The following is a 12,832-nucleotide window of genomic DNA, read 5'->3' on the forward strand; positions in this document are numbered from 1 at the left end:
GGAGGAGCACCATGGGCGCGACCAACAGGTTAGCCTGCTATTCCGACCCCGCTGACCATTATTCTCATCGGGTACGCCTGGTGCTGGCCGAGAAAGGCGTCATCGTCCAGATCATCGATGTCGATGCTGGTCGGCTGCCGTCCCGGCTGATCGAAGTGAACCCTTATGGCAGCGTGCCGACGCTGGTCGATCGCGACCTGGCGTTGTACGAACCGAGCGTGGTGATGGAGTACCTCGAGGAGCGTTACCCGCATCCGGCGCTGATGCCGGCCTATCCGGTGGCGCGCGGCAACAGTCGCTTGCTGATGCACCGTATCCAGCGCGACTGGTGCACGCTGGTGGACCGGATTCTCGACCCGCGCAGCCAGGACGCCGAGCGCACCGAGGCGCGCAAGGAGCTGCGCGAGAGCCTGACTGGCGTCTCGCCCTTGTTCGGCGAGTTTCCCTGTTTCATGAGCGAGGAGCAAAGTCTGGTCGACTGCTGTCTATTGCCAATACTATGGCGTCTACCCGTCATGAAGATCGAATTGCCGCGGCAGGCCAAGCCGCTGCTGGACTACATGGAGCGACAGTTCGCCCGCGAGCCTTTCCTGGCGAGCCTCTCCGCTACCGAACGCGAAATGCGCAATATCTAAGGAGCCGTTGATGAAATCCAGTCGCCCCTACCTGGTGCGCTCGCTGTACGAATGGATCGTCGACAACGATTGCACCCCGCACATGCTGGTCAACGCCGAGTATCCGGCGGTCCAGGTACCTCAGGGCTTCGCCAGCGATGGCCAGATCGTCCTGAACATCTCGCCCAGCGCCGTGCGCAACCTGCACATGGACAACGAGGCGGTCAGCTTCGAGGGCCGCTTCAGTGGGGTGGCCCATACCCTGTACGTGCCGGTCGGCGCGATCCTTGGCATCTATGCCCGGGAAAACGGCCAAGGCATGGTGTTCGAACTGGAGCCGCCATTGATCGAGGGAGACGAACTCGACGACGAGGCGCTGCAAGCGCCTGGCGCTGCTCGGCCGGACGATGGTGGGCAGCCGCCGCGCCCGAGCGGTCCGCCAAGCCTGAAAGTGGTCAAGTAGCATGAAAAAAGGCGATCCGCATGGATCGCCTTTTTCATTCCCGTACCAGGATCAACGCTTCATGTGTTCCGGCAGGTGCGGCTGGATGGCGGTGAGTACCGCCTTGAAGCACTTGATGTTGCCGGCCACGATGTGTCCCTTGTCGAGGAAGTCGTGGCCACCGGTGAAGTCGCTCACCAGGCCGCCTGCTTCTTGAATCAGCAGCACGCCCGCGGCCATGTCCCATTCGGACAGGCCCGACTCCCAGAAGGCATCGAAACGCCCGGCAGCGACGTAGGCCAGGTCCAGGCTCGCGGCGCCAGCGCGACGAATGCCGGCGGTCTGGCCGGTGAGGGCGCGGAACATGCCCAGGTAATTGTCCAGATGGGCCATCTGGTCGTCACGGAAGGGGAAGCCGGTGCCGAGCAGGGCGCCGTCCAGGCTGGTGCGCGAGCTCACGCGCAGGCGGCGGCCGTTGAGCTGGGCGCCGCGACCGCGGCTGGCGGTGAATTCTTCCTGGCGTACCGGGTCGACGATCACGGCATGCTCCAGGCGACCGCGGTACTTGCAGGCGATGCTGACGGCGAAGTGCGGGATGCCACGCAGGAAGTTGGTGGTCCCGTCCAGCGGATCGATGATCCACAGGTAATCCTTGCCTTCCTCGCCGGAGCCGGCGTGCAGGCCGGTTTCCTCGCCCAGGATCGAGTGGTTCGGGTAGGCCTTGCGCAGGCTGTTGACGATGCTCTGTTCGGCGGCGCGATCGACCTCGGAAACGTAGTCCTTGGCGTTCTTCTCGTCGACCTTGATGGTATCCAGGCGTTCGATGGAGCGGAAAATCAGTTCACTGGCGCTGCGAGCGGCGCGCAGCGCGATATTCAGCATAGGCTGCATGGGCGGTTCACCTGGAGTGTTAAAGAAAGCCGGACATTCTAGCAGAAAAGTTCGCTGGCTGAAGCGTGACATTTGCTTTCGTGGCGTAACCAGGAACGCTTCTGTAAGATTCCCTTTCCGTCAACTGCCTCTGTGAGCCCCTCACCTTGCTGCAAAATATTCGTGTTGTTCTGGTCAATACCAGCCACCCCGGGAACATCGGCGGCGCTGCGCGTGCCATGAAAAACATGGGCTTGTCGCGCCTGGTGCTGGTTCAGCCTCAGCACTTCCCGGCGCCCGACGCCTGCGCGCGCGCCTCCGGCGCCGACGATGTGCTCGAGGCCGCCGTCGTGGTCGATAGTCTCGAAGAGGCGCTGGCTGGCACCAGCCTGGTGCTGGGTACCAGCGCCCGCGACCGGCGCATTCCCTGGCCGCTGCTCGACCCGCGCGAGTGCGGTGCCAAGGTGGTCGAGCATGCCGCCCAGCAGGCGCAGATCGCGCTGGTGTTCGGCCGCGAGCATGCCGGCCTGACCAACGAGGAACTGCAGCGATGTCACTTCCATGTACATATTCCCTCGAACCCCGACTTCAGCTCGCTGAACCTGGCCGCGGCCGTGCAGGTGCTCGCCTATGAGGTGCGCATGGCCTGGCTGTCCGCCAGCGACGCGCCTTCGAAGGTCGAGAAGTTCGAGGCCAACTCGCTGCGCAGCGGCGAGCTGGCGACCATGGACGAAATGGAGCTGTTCTACGAACACTTGGAGCAGACCCTGGTGCAGATCGGCTTCCTCGACCCGGAAAAGCCCAAGCACCTGATGCCGCGCCTGCGCCGGCTGTATGGGCGCAGCGCGGTCAATCGTTCGGAAATGAGCATCTTGCGCGGCATCCTCACCGAGACCCAGAAGGCGGTCCGGGGCGAGCCGCACAAACGGAAGGACACATAATAGATGTTCGAGCGTCTGCGTGAAGATATCCAGAGCGTTTTTCATCGTGACCCGGCCGCGCGCAATGCCTTCGAGGTCCTGACCTGCTACCCCGGCATGCATGCCATCTGGCTGCATCGGCTGGGCCATGCCCTGTGGACTCGCGACTGCAAGTGGCTGGCGCGTCTGGTGTCGAACTTCGGTCGCTGGCTGACCGGAATCGAGATCCATCCGGGGGCCAAGGTCGGCCGGCGTTTCTTCATCGACCACGGCATGGGCATCGTCATCGGCGAGACGGCCGAGATCGGTGACGACGTCACGCTCTACCAGGGCGTGACTCTCGGTGGAACCAGCTGGAACAAGGGCAAGCGCCACCCGACCCTGGGCGATGGCGTGGTGGTCGGTGCCGGGGCCAAGGTGCTTGGCCCATTCACCGTCGGCGCCGGGGCGAAGATCGGCTCCAACGCCGTGGTCACCAAGGCCGTGCCGCCGGGTGCCACGGCGGTGGGGATTCCCGGGCGCATCATCGTCAAGACCGAGGATGACGAGGTCGAGGTCAAGCGCAAGGCGATGGCCGCGAAGATCGGCTTCGATGCCTATGGCGTGAGCGCCGACATGCCCGATCCGGTAGCGCGGGCGATCGGCCAGTTGCTCGATCACCTGCAGGCGGTCGACGGACGCCTGGAGGACATGTGCCGCGAGCTGACCAAGCTCGATGGCAGCTACCGTGCCAAGGCGATGCCGGCATTGCGCGAGGAGGATTTCGCCGAGGTCAAGGAGACGGCGCCCGGCGACAGCCCGTCGCATTGACGGCGCGGCACGGCGGGGCGTGTGCTTGCGCTCCGCACCTGCTATGATGCCGGCCGCCTTTCGGCTGCAAACCCGACTAAAGCAGTAGGTCTTATAGTTGACTTGAATGCTCGGGAATTGCATACTTGCCCACATCCTGTAAATCCCGTGGTACCCAATAGCCATGCGACTGACTACCAAAGGCCGATATGCCGTCACTGCCATGCTCGACCTGGCATTGCACGCGCAGCAGGGGCCGGTGTCTTTGGCCGACATATCCGAGCGCCAGGGCATTTCCCTTTCTTATCTGGAGCAGCTGTTCGCCAAGTTGCGACGCAACAGCCTGGTCTCGAGCGTGCGTGGCCCCGGTGGCGGCTACCAGCTGTCCCGCGCCATGGAGACCATCCAGGTGGTCCAGGTCATCGATGCGGTCAACGAATCGGTCGATGCCACCCGCTGCCAGGGTCTGGGAGACTGCCACTCCGGTGACACCTGCCTGACCCATCACCTGTGGTGCGATCTCAGCCAGCAGATCCACGAGTTCCTCAGTGGCATCAGCCTGGCCGACCTCGTCACCCGCCGCGAAGTGCAGGAAGTCGCCCAGCGCCAGGACCTGCGCCGTGTCGCCGGCCGGGCTGCCCAGATGGACAAGATTGAGACGTCCGCCGTCGAATGAACGTTTCGGCGAGCGGCGCGACCGCCTGATAGGAGACAAGTAATGAAGTTGCCGATCTACCTCGATTACTCCGCGACCACGCCGGTCGATCCCCGTGTCGCCCAGAAGATGTGCGAGTGCCTGACGCTCGACGGGAACTTCGGTAACCCGGCGTCGCGCTCCCACCTCTTTGGCTGGAAGGCCGAGGAAGCTGTCGAGAATGCCCGTCGCCAGGTCGCCGAGCTGGTCAATGCCGACCCGCGCGAGATCGTCTGGACCAGCGGTGCGACCGAATCCGACAACCTGGCGCTCAAGGGCGTGGCGCACTTCTACCACACCAAGGGCAAGCACATCATCACCTCGAAGATCGAGCACAAGGCGGTCCTCGATACCGCTCGCCAGCTCGAACGCGAAGGTTTCGAGGTGACTTACCTGGAGCCGGGCGAAGACGGCATCGTCACGCCGATGATGGTCGAGGCGGCCCTGCGTGACGACACCATCCTGGTCTCGCTGATGCACGTCAACAACGAAGTCGGCTCGATCAACGACATCGCTGCCATCGGCGAGCTGACCCGCAGCCGCGGCGTGCTGTTGCATGTCGATGCCGCGCAGTCGGCCGGCAAGGTCGAGATCGACCTGCAGAAGCTCAAGGTCGACCTGATGTCCTTCTCGGCGCACAAGGTCTACGGTCCCAAGGGCATCGGCGCGCTGTACGTCAGCCGCAAGCCGCGCGTGCGGCTGGAAGCCACCATTCATGGCGGTGGCCACGAGCGCGGCATGCGTTCGGGCACCTTGCCAACCCACCAGATCGTCGGCATGGGCGAGGCCTTCGCCATCGCCAGGCAAGAGATGGCCAGCGAGAACGTGCGCATCAAGGCCCTGAGCGACCGCTTCTTCAAGCAGGTCTCGGACCTCGAGGAGCTGTACGTCAACGGCAGCCGCACCGCGCGCGTGCCGCACAACCTGAACCTGAGCTTCAACTACGTCGAGGGTGAATCGCTGCTGATGTCCCTCAAGGACATTGCCGTATCGTCCGGCTCGGCCTGTACCTCGGCGTCCCTGGAACCGTCCTACGTGTTGCGTGCCCTGGGTCGCAACGACGAACTGGCCCACAGCTCCATCCGCTTCTCCTTCGGTCGCTTCACCACCGAAGAGGAAGTCGACTACGCCGCGCAGAAGGTCTGCGAGGCCGTGAACAAGCTGCGCGAGCTGTCGCCGTTGTGGGACATGTACAAGGACGGCGTCGACATCTCCAAGATCGAGTGGGCCGCCCACTAAGCAGTCGCCGACAGAGCGGCTCCCTGATGAGGAAGGAATTGCACCATGGCATACAGTGAAAAGGTCATCGACCACTACGAAAACCCTCGCAACGTCGGCAAGATGAATGCCGAGGACCCGGACGTCGGGACCGGCATGGTCGGCGCCCCGGCCTGCGGTGACGTCATGCGCCTGCAGATCAAGGTCAACGAACAGGGCGTCATCGAGGACGCCAAGTTCAAGACCTACGGCTGCGGCTCGGCCATCGCTTCCAGCTCCCTGGCCACCGAGTGGATGAAGGGCAAGACCCTGGACGAAGCCGAGACCATCAAGAACACCCAGCTGGCCGAGGAACTGGCCCTGCCGCCGGTCAAGATCCACTGCTCGGTACTCGCCGAAGACGCCATCAAGGCGGCCGTGCGTGACTACAAGCAGAAGAAAGGCTTGCTCTAACCGCCGCCTGGCAAAAGGTAAGGAGTCTCGATGGCTATCAGCATGACAGAAGCCGCCGCCAATCACGTGCGGCGCTCCCTGGAAGGGCGCGGCAAGGGCGAGGGCATCCGCCTGGGCGTACGCACCACCGGCTGCTCCGGCCTGGCCTATGTACTGGAATTCGTCGACGAACTCGCCGACGAGGACCAGGTCTACGAAAGCCATGGCGTCAAGGTCATCATCGACCCGAAGAGCCTGGTCTACCTGGACGGCACGGAGCTGGACTTCGTCAAGGAAGGGCTGAACGAAGGCTTCAAGTTCAACAATCCCAACGTGCGCGGTGAGTGTGGCTGCGGCGAAAGCTTCAACGTCTGAGGCCGACCGTGGGTATTCCTTGCCATTTCGCCCTGTTCGACCTGCAGCCTGACTTTCGTCTGGACCTCGACAAGCTCGCTTCGCGTTATCGCGAACTGGCCCGCGAGGTGCACCCGGACCGCTTCGTCGACGCCTCCGAGCATGAGCAGCGGGTCGCCCTCGAGCGATCGGCCGCGCTCAACGAAGCCTACCAGACCCTGCGCAGCCCTTCGCGTCGCGCCCGCTACTTGCTGTCCATCAGCGGGCACGCGGTGCCCCAGGAAGTCACGGTCCACGATCCGGACTTCCTGATGCAGCAGATGCAGTGGCGCGAGGAGCTCGAAGAGTTGCAGGACGAAGCCGACCTGGACGGTGTCGCGTTGTTCAAGCGACGCCTCAGGCAGGCGCAGGACACGTTGAACGACGATTTTGCCGCTTGTTGGGATGACTCTGCGCGGCGTGACCAGGCCGAGCGCCTGATGCGCCGCATGCAGTTTCTCGACAAGCTCGCCCAAGAAGTGCGCCAACTGGAAGAGCGCCTCGACGATTAACCCGGCGTCGACCGTGAGGACGCCTAAGGTACTCAGATAAGCATGGCCCTACTGCAGATCGCCGAACCCGGTCAGACCCCCCAGCCGCACCAGCGTCGCCTGGCGGTGGGGATCGACCTGGGCACCACCAATTCCCTGGTCGCCGCGGTACGCAGCGGCCGCAGCGAGCCGCTGCCGGATGCATCGGGCAATGTCATCCTGCCTTCGGCCGTGCGCTACCTCGAGGGTCGCAGCGAGGTCGGCCTCGCCGCGCGCGAAGCGGCGTCCCAGGATCCGTTGAACACCATCCTGTCGGTCAAGCGCCTGATGGGGCGCGGCCTGGCCGACGTCAAGCAGCTGGGCGAGCAGCTGCCGTATCGCTTCCTCGGGGGCGAATCGCACATGCCGTTCATCGACACCGTCCAAGGTCCGAAGAGCCCGGTGGAGGTGTCTGCGGACATCCTCCGTGCCCTGCGTCAGCGCGCCGAGCAGACCCTGGGCGGCGAGCTGGTCGGGGCGGTCATCACCGTGCCGGCCTATTTCGATGACGCCCAGCGCCAGGCGACCAAGGATGCCGCGCGCCTTGCCGGCCTCGATGTCCTGCGGCTGCTCAACGAGCCGACCGCGGCTGCCGTGGCCTATGGCCTGGACCAGAATGCCGAAGGGCTCGTGGCGATCTACGACCTCGGCGGCGGCACCTTCGATATCTCCATCCTGCGCCTGACCGCCGGCGTCTTCGAGGTATTGGCCACCGGCGGCGACACGGCGCTCGGGGGCGATGACTTCGACCATGCCATCGCCAGCTGGATCATCGACCAGGCCGGCCTGTCCGCCGACCTCGACCCGGCCACGCAGCGCGAGCTGCTGCAAACCGCCTGCGCGGCCAAGCAGGCGCTGACCGATGTCGAGTCGGTCATGGTCGGTCATGCTGGCTGGCAGGGCGAGTTGAGCCGCGCGGCCTTCGAAGTCATGATCGAGCCGCTGGTCGCCCGCAGCCTCAAGGCCTGCCGGCGCGCGGTGCGTGACAGCGGCGTGGAACTCGAGGACGTGCGCGAGGTGGTCATGGTCGGCGGTTCGACCCGCGTGCCGCGCGTGCGCGAGGCGGTCGGCGCGCTGTTCGGGCGCACGCCACTGACCTCCATCGACCCGGACCAGGTAGTCGCCATCGGCGCTGCGATCCAGGCCGATGCCCTGGCTGGCAATCGTCGTGAAGGGGGCGAACTGCTCCTGCTCGACGTGATCCCGCTGTCGCTGGGGCTCGAGACCATGGGCGGGCTGATGGAAAAGATCATTCCGCGCAACACCACCATTCCAGTGGCGCGAGCCCAGGAATTCACCACCTACAAGGATGGCCAGTCGGCCATGATGATCCATGTGCTGCAGGGCGAGCGCGAGCTGGTCGCCGACTGCCGCTCGCTGGCGCGCTTCGAATTGCGTGGCATTCCACCGATGGTCGCCGGTGCCGCGAAGATCCGCGTGACCTTCCAGGTCGACGCCGACGGCCTGCTCGGGGTCGCGGCTCGTGAAGTCAGCTCCGGCGTGGAGGCCAGCATCCAGGTGAAGCCCTCCTATGGCCTGACCGATGGCGAGATCGCCCGCATGCTCAAGGATTCGTTCGAGCATGCCGGGAGCGACAAGCAGCTGCGCCAGCTGCGCGAGCACCAGGTCGACGCCGAGCGGTTGCTCGAGGCCGTGCAGGGCGCCCTGGAGGCCGACGGCGATCGCCTGCTCGATGCCGAAGAGCGCCAGGCCATCGAACTGCAGATGCAGGAGCTGCGTGATTTGCTTGCCGGCACCGATGGTCCTGCCATCGAGCAACAGACCAGGCGTCTGTCGCAAGTGACCGATGCTTTTGCCGCCCGTCGCCTTGATTCGACGGTCAAAGCCGCACTGGCCGGGCGCAACCTGAATGAGATCGAGGAGTAACCGATGCCCCAGGTGATTTTCCTGCCGCACGAAAAGTTCTGCCCGGACGGGCTGGTGGTGGAGGTGGAGCCGGGTACCAATATCCTGGAACTGGCCCACGAGCACCACATCGAGATGGAAAGCGCGTGCGGCGGTGTCTGTGCCTGCACCACCTGTCATTGCATCATCCGCAAGGGCTTCGACTCCATCGAGGAGGCCGACGAACTCGAGGAAGACATGCTGGACAAGGCCTGGGGGCTGGAAGCTCAGTCGCGCTTGGCCTGCCAGGTGCTGGTCGGCGACCAGGACCTGACCATCGAGATTCCCAAGTATTCGCTCAACCACGCCGCCGAGGCGCCGCATTGAGGCAGGAGCCGCTCATGAGTCTGAAGTGGGTCGATGTACTCGAAATCGCCATCCAGCTGGCCGAGAGCAAGCCGGAAGTCGATCCTCGCTACCTGAATTTCGTCGAGCTGCATCGTTGGGTCCTGGCGCTGCCGGAGTTCAGCGACGACCCGCAGCGTGGCGGCGAGAAGGTCCTGGAAGCGATCCAGGCAGCCTGGATCGACGAGCTCGACTGAAGCGCGCTGCAGGTTAGGCAATCCCCAGGAACCCGCGTATAATCCGCGGGTTCAATTTTTCGCAACACTCAAATTCCGGAGTTTCCAATGGCTGTTCAACGTACCTTCTCCATCATCAAGCCCGACGCAGTTGCCAAGAACGTCATCGGCAAGATCACCACTCGCTTCGAAGAAGCCGGCCTGCGCGTCGTCGCCTCGAAGATGAAGCAGCTGTCCAAGGCCGAGGCCGAAGGTTTCTACGCCGAGCACAAGGAGCGTGGCTTCTTTGCTGATCTGGTCGCCTTCATGACTTCCGGTCCGGTCATCGTCCAGGTGCTGGAAGGCGAGAACGCCGTCCTGAAGAACCGCGAGCTGATGGGCGCCACCAACCCGAAGGAAGCTGCCGCCGGCACCATCCGCGCCGACTTCGCCGTCTCCATCGACGAGAACGCCGTCCACGGTTCCGACTCGGAAGCTTCGGCTGCCCGCGAAATCGCTTACTTCTTCTCCGCTACCGAGCTGTGCGACCGCATTCGCTAAGCGAACAGGGTCCTGGGTGATTCCATGAGTGACATGACTGGCAAGATCAACCTGCTGGGCCTGACCCAGCCGGAAATGGAAAAATTCTTCGAGTCGATCGGGGAGAAGCGTTTTCGTGCCGGCCAGGTCATGAAATGGATTCACCACTTCGGCGTCGACGATTTCGACGCCATGACCAATGTCGGCAAGGCCCTGCGCGAAAAGCTCAAGGGCGTTGCCGAGATTCGCGCGCCGGAAGTGGTCAGCGAAGACATTTCCGCCGACGGCACGCGCAAGTGGGTGGTCCGGGTCGCCTCGGGCAGCTGCGTCGAGACCGTCTACATCCCCACCGACGACCGCGGTACCCTCTGCGTCTCGTCCCAGGCCGGCTGTGCCCTGGACTGCAGTTTCTGCTCCACCGGCAAGCAAGGCTTCAACAGCAACCTCACCGCCGCCGAAGTGATCGGCCAGGTGTGGGTGGCGAACAAGTCCTTCGGGACCGTCCCGGCCAAGATCGACCGCGCCATCACCAACGTGGTCATGATGGGCATGGGCGAACCCCTGCTGAATTTCGACAATGTCGTGGCCGCCATGCAGATCATGATGGATGACCTGGGCTACGGCATCTCCAAGCGTCGCGTCACCTTGTCCACCTCGGGCGTGGTGCCGATGATCGACGAGCTGGCCAAGCATATCGATGTATCCCTGGCGCTCTCGCTGCACGCGCCGAACGACGAGCTGCGCAACCAGCTGGTGCCGATCAATCGGAAATACCCGCTCAAGGTCCTGCTCGAGTCGTGCATGCGCTACATGTCCACCCTGGGGGGCAAGCGCGTGCTCACCGTCGAGTACACCCTGCTCAAGGACATCAACGACCAGCCGCAGCATGCCGCCGAGCTGATCGAGCTGTTGCGCGACGTGCCGTGCAAGATCAACCTGATTCCGTTCAACCCGTTCCCCCACTCGGGCTACGAGCGGCCGAGCAACAATGCGATCCGCCGTTTCCAGGACCTGTTGCATCACGGTGGTTTCAACGTGACCACGCGCACCACCCGTGGCGAAGACATCGATGCCGCCTGCGGCCAGCTCGTCGGCCAGGTCATGGACCGTACGCGGCGCAGCGAGCGCTACATCGCCGTGCGTCAGCTCGATGCCGATGCTCAAGTGCGTGACGGCTCCATGGGCAACTGACGAGCATCCTGCCAATGAGCCTGCGCGCCACGCTGTCGATCCTGTCGCTTTCGCTGCTGGCCGGCTGTGTCTCCAGCGGCGCGCTCGATCCGTTGGCCAGCCGCCAGGGCAGGGCACAGGCTGGCCAGGCCTATGTGCAGTTGGGGCTCGGTTATTTGCAACAAGGCATGACGCAGCGCGCGAAGATCCCGCTCGGCCAGGCCCTGGCCCTGGATCCCGGCAATGCCGATGCGCATGCCGCGCTGGCCCTGGTCCTGCAGGCGCAGGGCGAGCCCGAAGCCGCCGAAGGGCACTTCCTCAAGGCGCTCGCGCAACGCCCTGACGACCCGAAGATTCGCAACAACTACGGCAGCTTCCTCTATGCTCGTGGAGATTTTCTCCAGGCCGAGCAGATGTTTCGCCAAGCAGCAGCCGATACCCTGTATCCTGAGCGTTCGCAGGTGCATGGCAACCTGGGTGCCACGCTCCTGAAGCTGGGACGTCGGCAGGAGGCACGCGAACAGCTCGAACGTGCCCTTGCGCTCGATCCGTACCAGCCTCGAGCCTTGCTCGGTCTGGCCCAGTGGCATTTCGAGGATGGCCAGCCGGCATTGGCAAGCACTTTCCACCAGCGATTCCATCAGGTGGCCGAACCGGATGCGCGCAGCCTGCTGCTGGGCAGCCGCCTGGCGCGAGCGCTGGGCGACCGAAGCGACCTGGCCGAACAGGGCCAGCACTTACAACGACTCTATCCCGGTACGCCGGAATATCAGCAATACCTGTCGGAGCAACGATGAAAGCCGCGCATTCCGAAGTAGCAGCAGCGCCTGGCCAGAATCCCGGTGAACTCCTGCGCCAGGCCCGCGAAAGCCGGGAATGGACACAGGCCGAGGTGGCCCGCAAGCTCAACCTGACCGTCAGTTCGTTGAACAATCTCGAGACCGGCGCTTTCGACAAGCTGCCTGGCCATACCTTCGCCCGCGGCTACATCCGCGCCTACGCAAAGCTGCTGGGTGTGGACCAGGCGCCACTGGTCGAGGCGTTCGACCGGTATACCGGCACCCACGCCCAAGGCAGCGAAGTCCACTCGCTGGGGCGAATCGAAGAGCCGATCCGCCTGTCCCACAACATCCTGCGCGGGGTCAGCCTGTTGCTGCTGCTGGTGCTGGTCGGCGGTGGCTTCTTCTGGTGGCAGGACCAGAGCAGCACGCGTGGCAAGGACCTGACACGCATGGCCCTGGAGCATGTCGAGGTCGAGAGTGCCGACGGCACCACCCAGATCCATCCGCTGGACGAGCCGGAAGACCAGGCCGTGAGCGCCGGCCAGCAGCCTGAAAGCGCGCCGCTGGCACTCGAGGCGTCGCCGGCTGGCGGCAGCCCGGGCGAGGCGAGCGGAGCCGGCGATGCCCCTGCGCCACCGGCAAATACGGCCTCGCCAGCCCCATCGGCTAGCCCTTCGCTGCCGCCCGCCACGGCTCCGCTCGCCGTCGCGCCCGCGCCCACTGCAGCCGGCACCGGCAGCGCGGCTCCCGCCGGCGCTACCACGCCGGCCGCCGACGCCGTACCGGCCGGTGCCGGGCAACTGAGCATCCAGTTCTCCGCCGACTGCTGGACCCAGGTCACGGACGGTAACGGCAAGGTGCTGTTCAGTGCCGTCAAGCGCAAGGGCGATCGCCTGGACCTGACCGGCAAGCCGCCGTTCGCGGTGCGCCTGGGCTTCGCCCGGGGCGCCCAGGTCAGCTACAACGGCCAGGCGGTCGACGTCGCCCCATTCACAAGCGGGCAAACCGCTCGCCTCAAGCTGGGACAGTAATC

At 64.5% G+C, this 12,832-nt stretch carries 17 protein-coding genes; 16 read left to right on the plus strand and 1 reads right to left on the minus strand.

What is annotated here, in order from left to right; translation table 11 throughout:
- Positions 1 to 11 precede the first annotated feature (11 nt).
- Positions 12 to 635, plus strand: coding sequence for a glutathione S-transferase N-terminal domain-containing protein (locus ACY8GK_RS19685; protein WP_196181308.1), 624 nt, complete (start codon positions 12 to 14; stop codon positions 633 to 635).
- 10 nt (positions 636 to 645) lie between these two features.
- The gene (locus ACY8GK_RS19690; RefSeq protein ID WP_196181310.1) at positions 646 to 1,077 is read left to right on the plus strand and encodes a ClpXP protease specificity-enhancing factor; all 432 of its coding nucleotides are present in this window, start codon (positions 646 to 648) and stop codon (positions 1,075 to 1,077) included.
- A gap of 51 nt (positions 1,078 to 1,128) precedes the next feature.
- Here the strand turns inward: ACY8GK_RS19690 and suhB are convergent, their stop codons facing one another.
- On the minus strand, positions 1,129 to 1,947 hold the full coding sequence (suhB, locus tag ACY8GK_RS19695) for a type III secretion system regulator SuhB (RefSeq protein WP_196181312.1): 819 nt from the start codon (positions 1,945 to 1,947) through the stop codon (positions 1,129 to 1,131).
- A 146-nt stretch (positions 1,948 to 2,093) separates the two neighbouring features.
- Here suhB and trmJ point away from each other — a divergent pair, with 146 nt between their 5' ends.
- The 14 genes from trmJ (at position 2,094) to ACY8GK_RS19765 (ending at position 12,830) form a co-directional block, all read left to right on the plus strand.
- Positions 2,094 to 2,867 carry a tRNA (cytosine(32)/uridine(32)-2'-O)-methyltransferase TrmJ gene (gene trmJ, locus ACY8GK_RS19700; RefSeq protein ID WP_196181314.1) on the plus strand — a complete coding sequence of 258 codons (774 nt, stop codon included), beginning with the start codon at positions 2,094 to 2,096 and terminating at the stop codon, positions 2,865 to 2,867.
- Positions 2,868 to 2,870: 3 nt separating this feature from the next.
- Entirely contained in the window at positions 2,871 to 3,656 is a 786-nt protein-coding gene (cysE, locus tag ACY8GK_RS19705; protein ID WP_196181316.1) for a serine O-acetyltransferase, read from the plus strand.
- Positions 3,657 to 3,819: 163 nt separating this feature from the next.
- On the plus strand, positions 3,820 to 4,311 hold the full coding sequence (gene iscR, locus ACY8GK_RS19710) for a Fe-S cluster assembly transcriptional regulator IscR (RefSeq protein WP_196181318.1): 492 nt from the start codon (positions 3,820 to 3,822) through the stop codon (positions 4,309 to 4,311).
- Positions 4,312 to 4,353: 42 nt separating this feature from the next.
- Positions 4,354 to 5,568, plus strand: a complete 1,215-nt coding sequence (locus tag ACY8GK_RS19715) for an IscS subfamily cysteine desulfurase (protein WP_196181320.1) — start codon at positions 4,354 to 4,356, stop codon at positions 5,566 to 5,568.
- Between the two features lie 45 nt (positions 5,569 to 5,613).
- On the plus strand, positions 5,614 to 6,000 hold the full coding sequence (gene iscU, locus ACY8GK_RS19720) for a Fe-S cluster assembly scaffold IscU (protein ID WP_002552476.1): 387 nt from the start codon (positions 5,614 to 5,616) through the stop codon (positions 5,998 to 6,000).
- A gap of 30 nt (positions 6,001 to 6,030) precedes the next feature.
- Positions 6,031 to 6,354: an iron-sulfur cluster assembly protein IscA gene (gene iscA / locus ACY8GK_RS19725; protein ID WP_196181322.1), complete on the plus strand. Its 324-nt coding sequence runs from the start codon at positions 6,031 to 6,033 to the stop codon at positions 6,352 to 6,354.
- Between the two features lie 8 nt (positions 6,355 to 6,362).
- Positions 6,363 to 6,884 carry a co-chaperone HscB gene (hscB, locus tag ACY8GK_RS19730; protein ID WP_196181324.1) on the plus strand — a complete coding sequence of 174 codons (522 nt, stop codon included), beginning with the start codon at positions 6,363 to 6,365 and terminating at the stop codon, positions 6,882 to 6,884.
- Between the two features lie 42 nt (positions 6,885 to 6,926).
- Positions 6,927 to 8,789, plus strand: coding sequence for a Fe-S protein assembly chaperone HscA (hscA, locus tag ACY8GK_RS19735; RefSeq protein ID WP_462401862.1), 1,863 nt, complete (start codon positions 6,927 to 6,929; stop codon positions 8,787 to 8,789).
- 3 nt (positions 8,790 to 8,792) lie between these two features.
- Positions 8,793 to 9,134: an ISC system 2Fe-2S type ferredoxin gene (fdx, locus tag ACY8GK_RS19740; RefSeq protein WP_196181329.1), complete on the plus strand. Its 342-nt coding sequence runs from the start codon at positions 8,793 to 8,795 to the stop codon at positions 9,132 to 9,134.
- Between the two features lie 14 nt (positions 9,135 to 9,148).
- Complete coding sequence (iscX, locus tag ACY8GK_RS19745) at positions 9,149 to 9,349, plus strand: Fe-S cluster assembly protein IscX (protein ID WP_196181331.1); 201 nt, start codon at positions 9,149 to 9,151, stop codon at positions 9,347 to 9,349.
- An 87-nt stretch (positions 9,350 to 9,436) separates the two neighbouring features.
- Positions 9,437 to 9,868, plus strand: coding sequence for a nucleoside-diphosphate kinase (gene ndk / locus ACY8GK_RS19750; RefSeq protein ID WP_196181334.1), 432 nt, complete (start codon positions 9,437 to 9,439; stop codon positions 9,866 to 9,868).
- Positions 9,869 to 9,892: 24 nt separating this feature from the next.
- Positions 9,893 to 11,038 (plus strand): dual-specificity RNA methyltransferase RlmN, encoded by a 1,146-nt coding sequence (rlmN, locus tag ACY8GK_RS19755; protein ID WP_196181336.1) that lies wholly within the window; start codon positions 9,893 to 9,895, stop codon positions 11,036 to 11,038.
- A 14-nt stretch (positions 11,039 to 11,052) separates the two neighbouring features.
- Complete coding sequence (pilW, locus tag ACY8GK_RS19760; protein ID WP_196181338.1) at positions 11,053 to 11,814, plus strand: type IV pilus biogenesis/stability protein PilW; 762 nt, start codon at positions 11,053 to 11,055, stop codon at positions 11,812 to 11,814.
- Entirely contained in the window at positions 11,811 to 12,830 is a 1,020-nt protein-coding gene (locus ACY8GK_RS19765; protein WP_196181340.1) for a RodZ domain-containing protein, read from the plus strand. Before pilW ends, ACY8GK_RS19765 begins: the two co-directional genes overlap by 4 nt.
- Positions 12,831 to 12,832: the final 2 nt, after the last annotated feature.

The sequence above is a fragment of the Pseudomonas sp. Marseille-QA0332 genome, from assembly GCF_054950175.1.

What these genes read in the sequence shown, in the direction of transcription:
- ACY8GK_RS19685 (WP_196181308.1), top strand. Translation starts at nt 12, where the DNA reads ATGGGCGCGACCAACAGGTTAGCCTGCTATTCCGACCCCGCTGACCAT.
- ACY8GK_RS19690 (WP_196181310.1), top strand. Translation starts at nt 646, where the DNA reads ATGAAATCCAGTCGCCCCTACCTGGTGCGCTCGCTGTACGAATGGATC.
- suhB (WP_196181312.1), bottom strand. Translation starts at nt 1,947, where the DNA reads ATGCAGCCTATGCTGAATATCGCGCTGCGCGCCGCTCGCAGCGCCAGT.
- cysE (WP_196181316.1), top strand. Translation starts at nt 2,871, where the DNA reads ATGTTCGAGCGTCTGCGTGAAGATATCCAGAGCGTTTTTCATCGTGAC.
- iscR (WP_196181318.1), top strand. Translation starts at nt 3,820, where the DNA reads ATGCGACTGACTACCAAAGGCCGATATGCCGTCACTGCCATGCTCGAC.
- ACY8GK_RS19715 (WP_196181320.1), top strand. Translation starts at nt 4,354, where the DNA reads ATGAAGTTGCCGATCTACCTCGATTACTCCGCGACCACGCCGGTCGAT.
- iscU (WP_002552476.1), top strand. Translation starts at nt 5,614, where the DNA reads ATGGCATACAGTGAAAAGGTCATCGACCACTACGAAAACCCTCGCAAC.
- iscA (WP_196181322.1), top strand. Translation starts at nt 6,031, where the DNA reads ATGGCTATCAGCATGACAGAAGCCGCCGCCAATCACGTGCGGCGCTCC.
- hscA (WP_462401862.1), top strand. Translation starts at nt 6,927, where the DNA reads ATGGCCCTACTGCAGATCGCCGAACCCGGTCAGACCCCCCAGCCGCAC.
- fdx (WP_196181329.1), top strand. Translation starts at nt 8,793, where the DNA reads ATGCCCCAGGTGATTTTCCTGCCGCACGAAAAGTTCTGCCCGGACGGG.
- iscX (WP_196181331.1), top strand. Translation starts at nt 9,149, where the DNA reads ATGAGTCTGAAGTGGGTCGATGTACTCGAAATCGCCATCCAGCTGGCC.
- ndk (WP_196181334.1), top strand. Translation starts at nt 9,437, where the DNA reads ATGGCTGTTCAACGTACCTTCTCCATCATCAAGCCCGACGCAGTTGCC.
- rlmN (WP_196181336.1), top strand. Translation starts at nt 9,893, where the DNA reads ATGAGTGACATGACTGGCAAGATCAACCTGCTGGGCCTGACCCAGCCG.
- pilW (WP_196181338.1), top strand. Translation starts at nt 11,053, where the DNA reads ATGAGCCTGCGCGCCACGCTGTCGATCCTGTCGCTTTCGCTGCTGGCC.
- ACY8GK_RS19765 (WP_196181340.1), top strand. Translation starts at nt 11,811, where the DNA reads ATGAAAGCCGCGCATTCCGAAGTAGCAGCAGCGCCTGGCCAGAATCCC.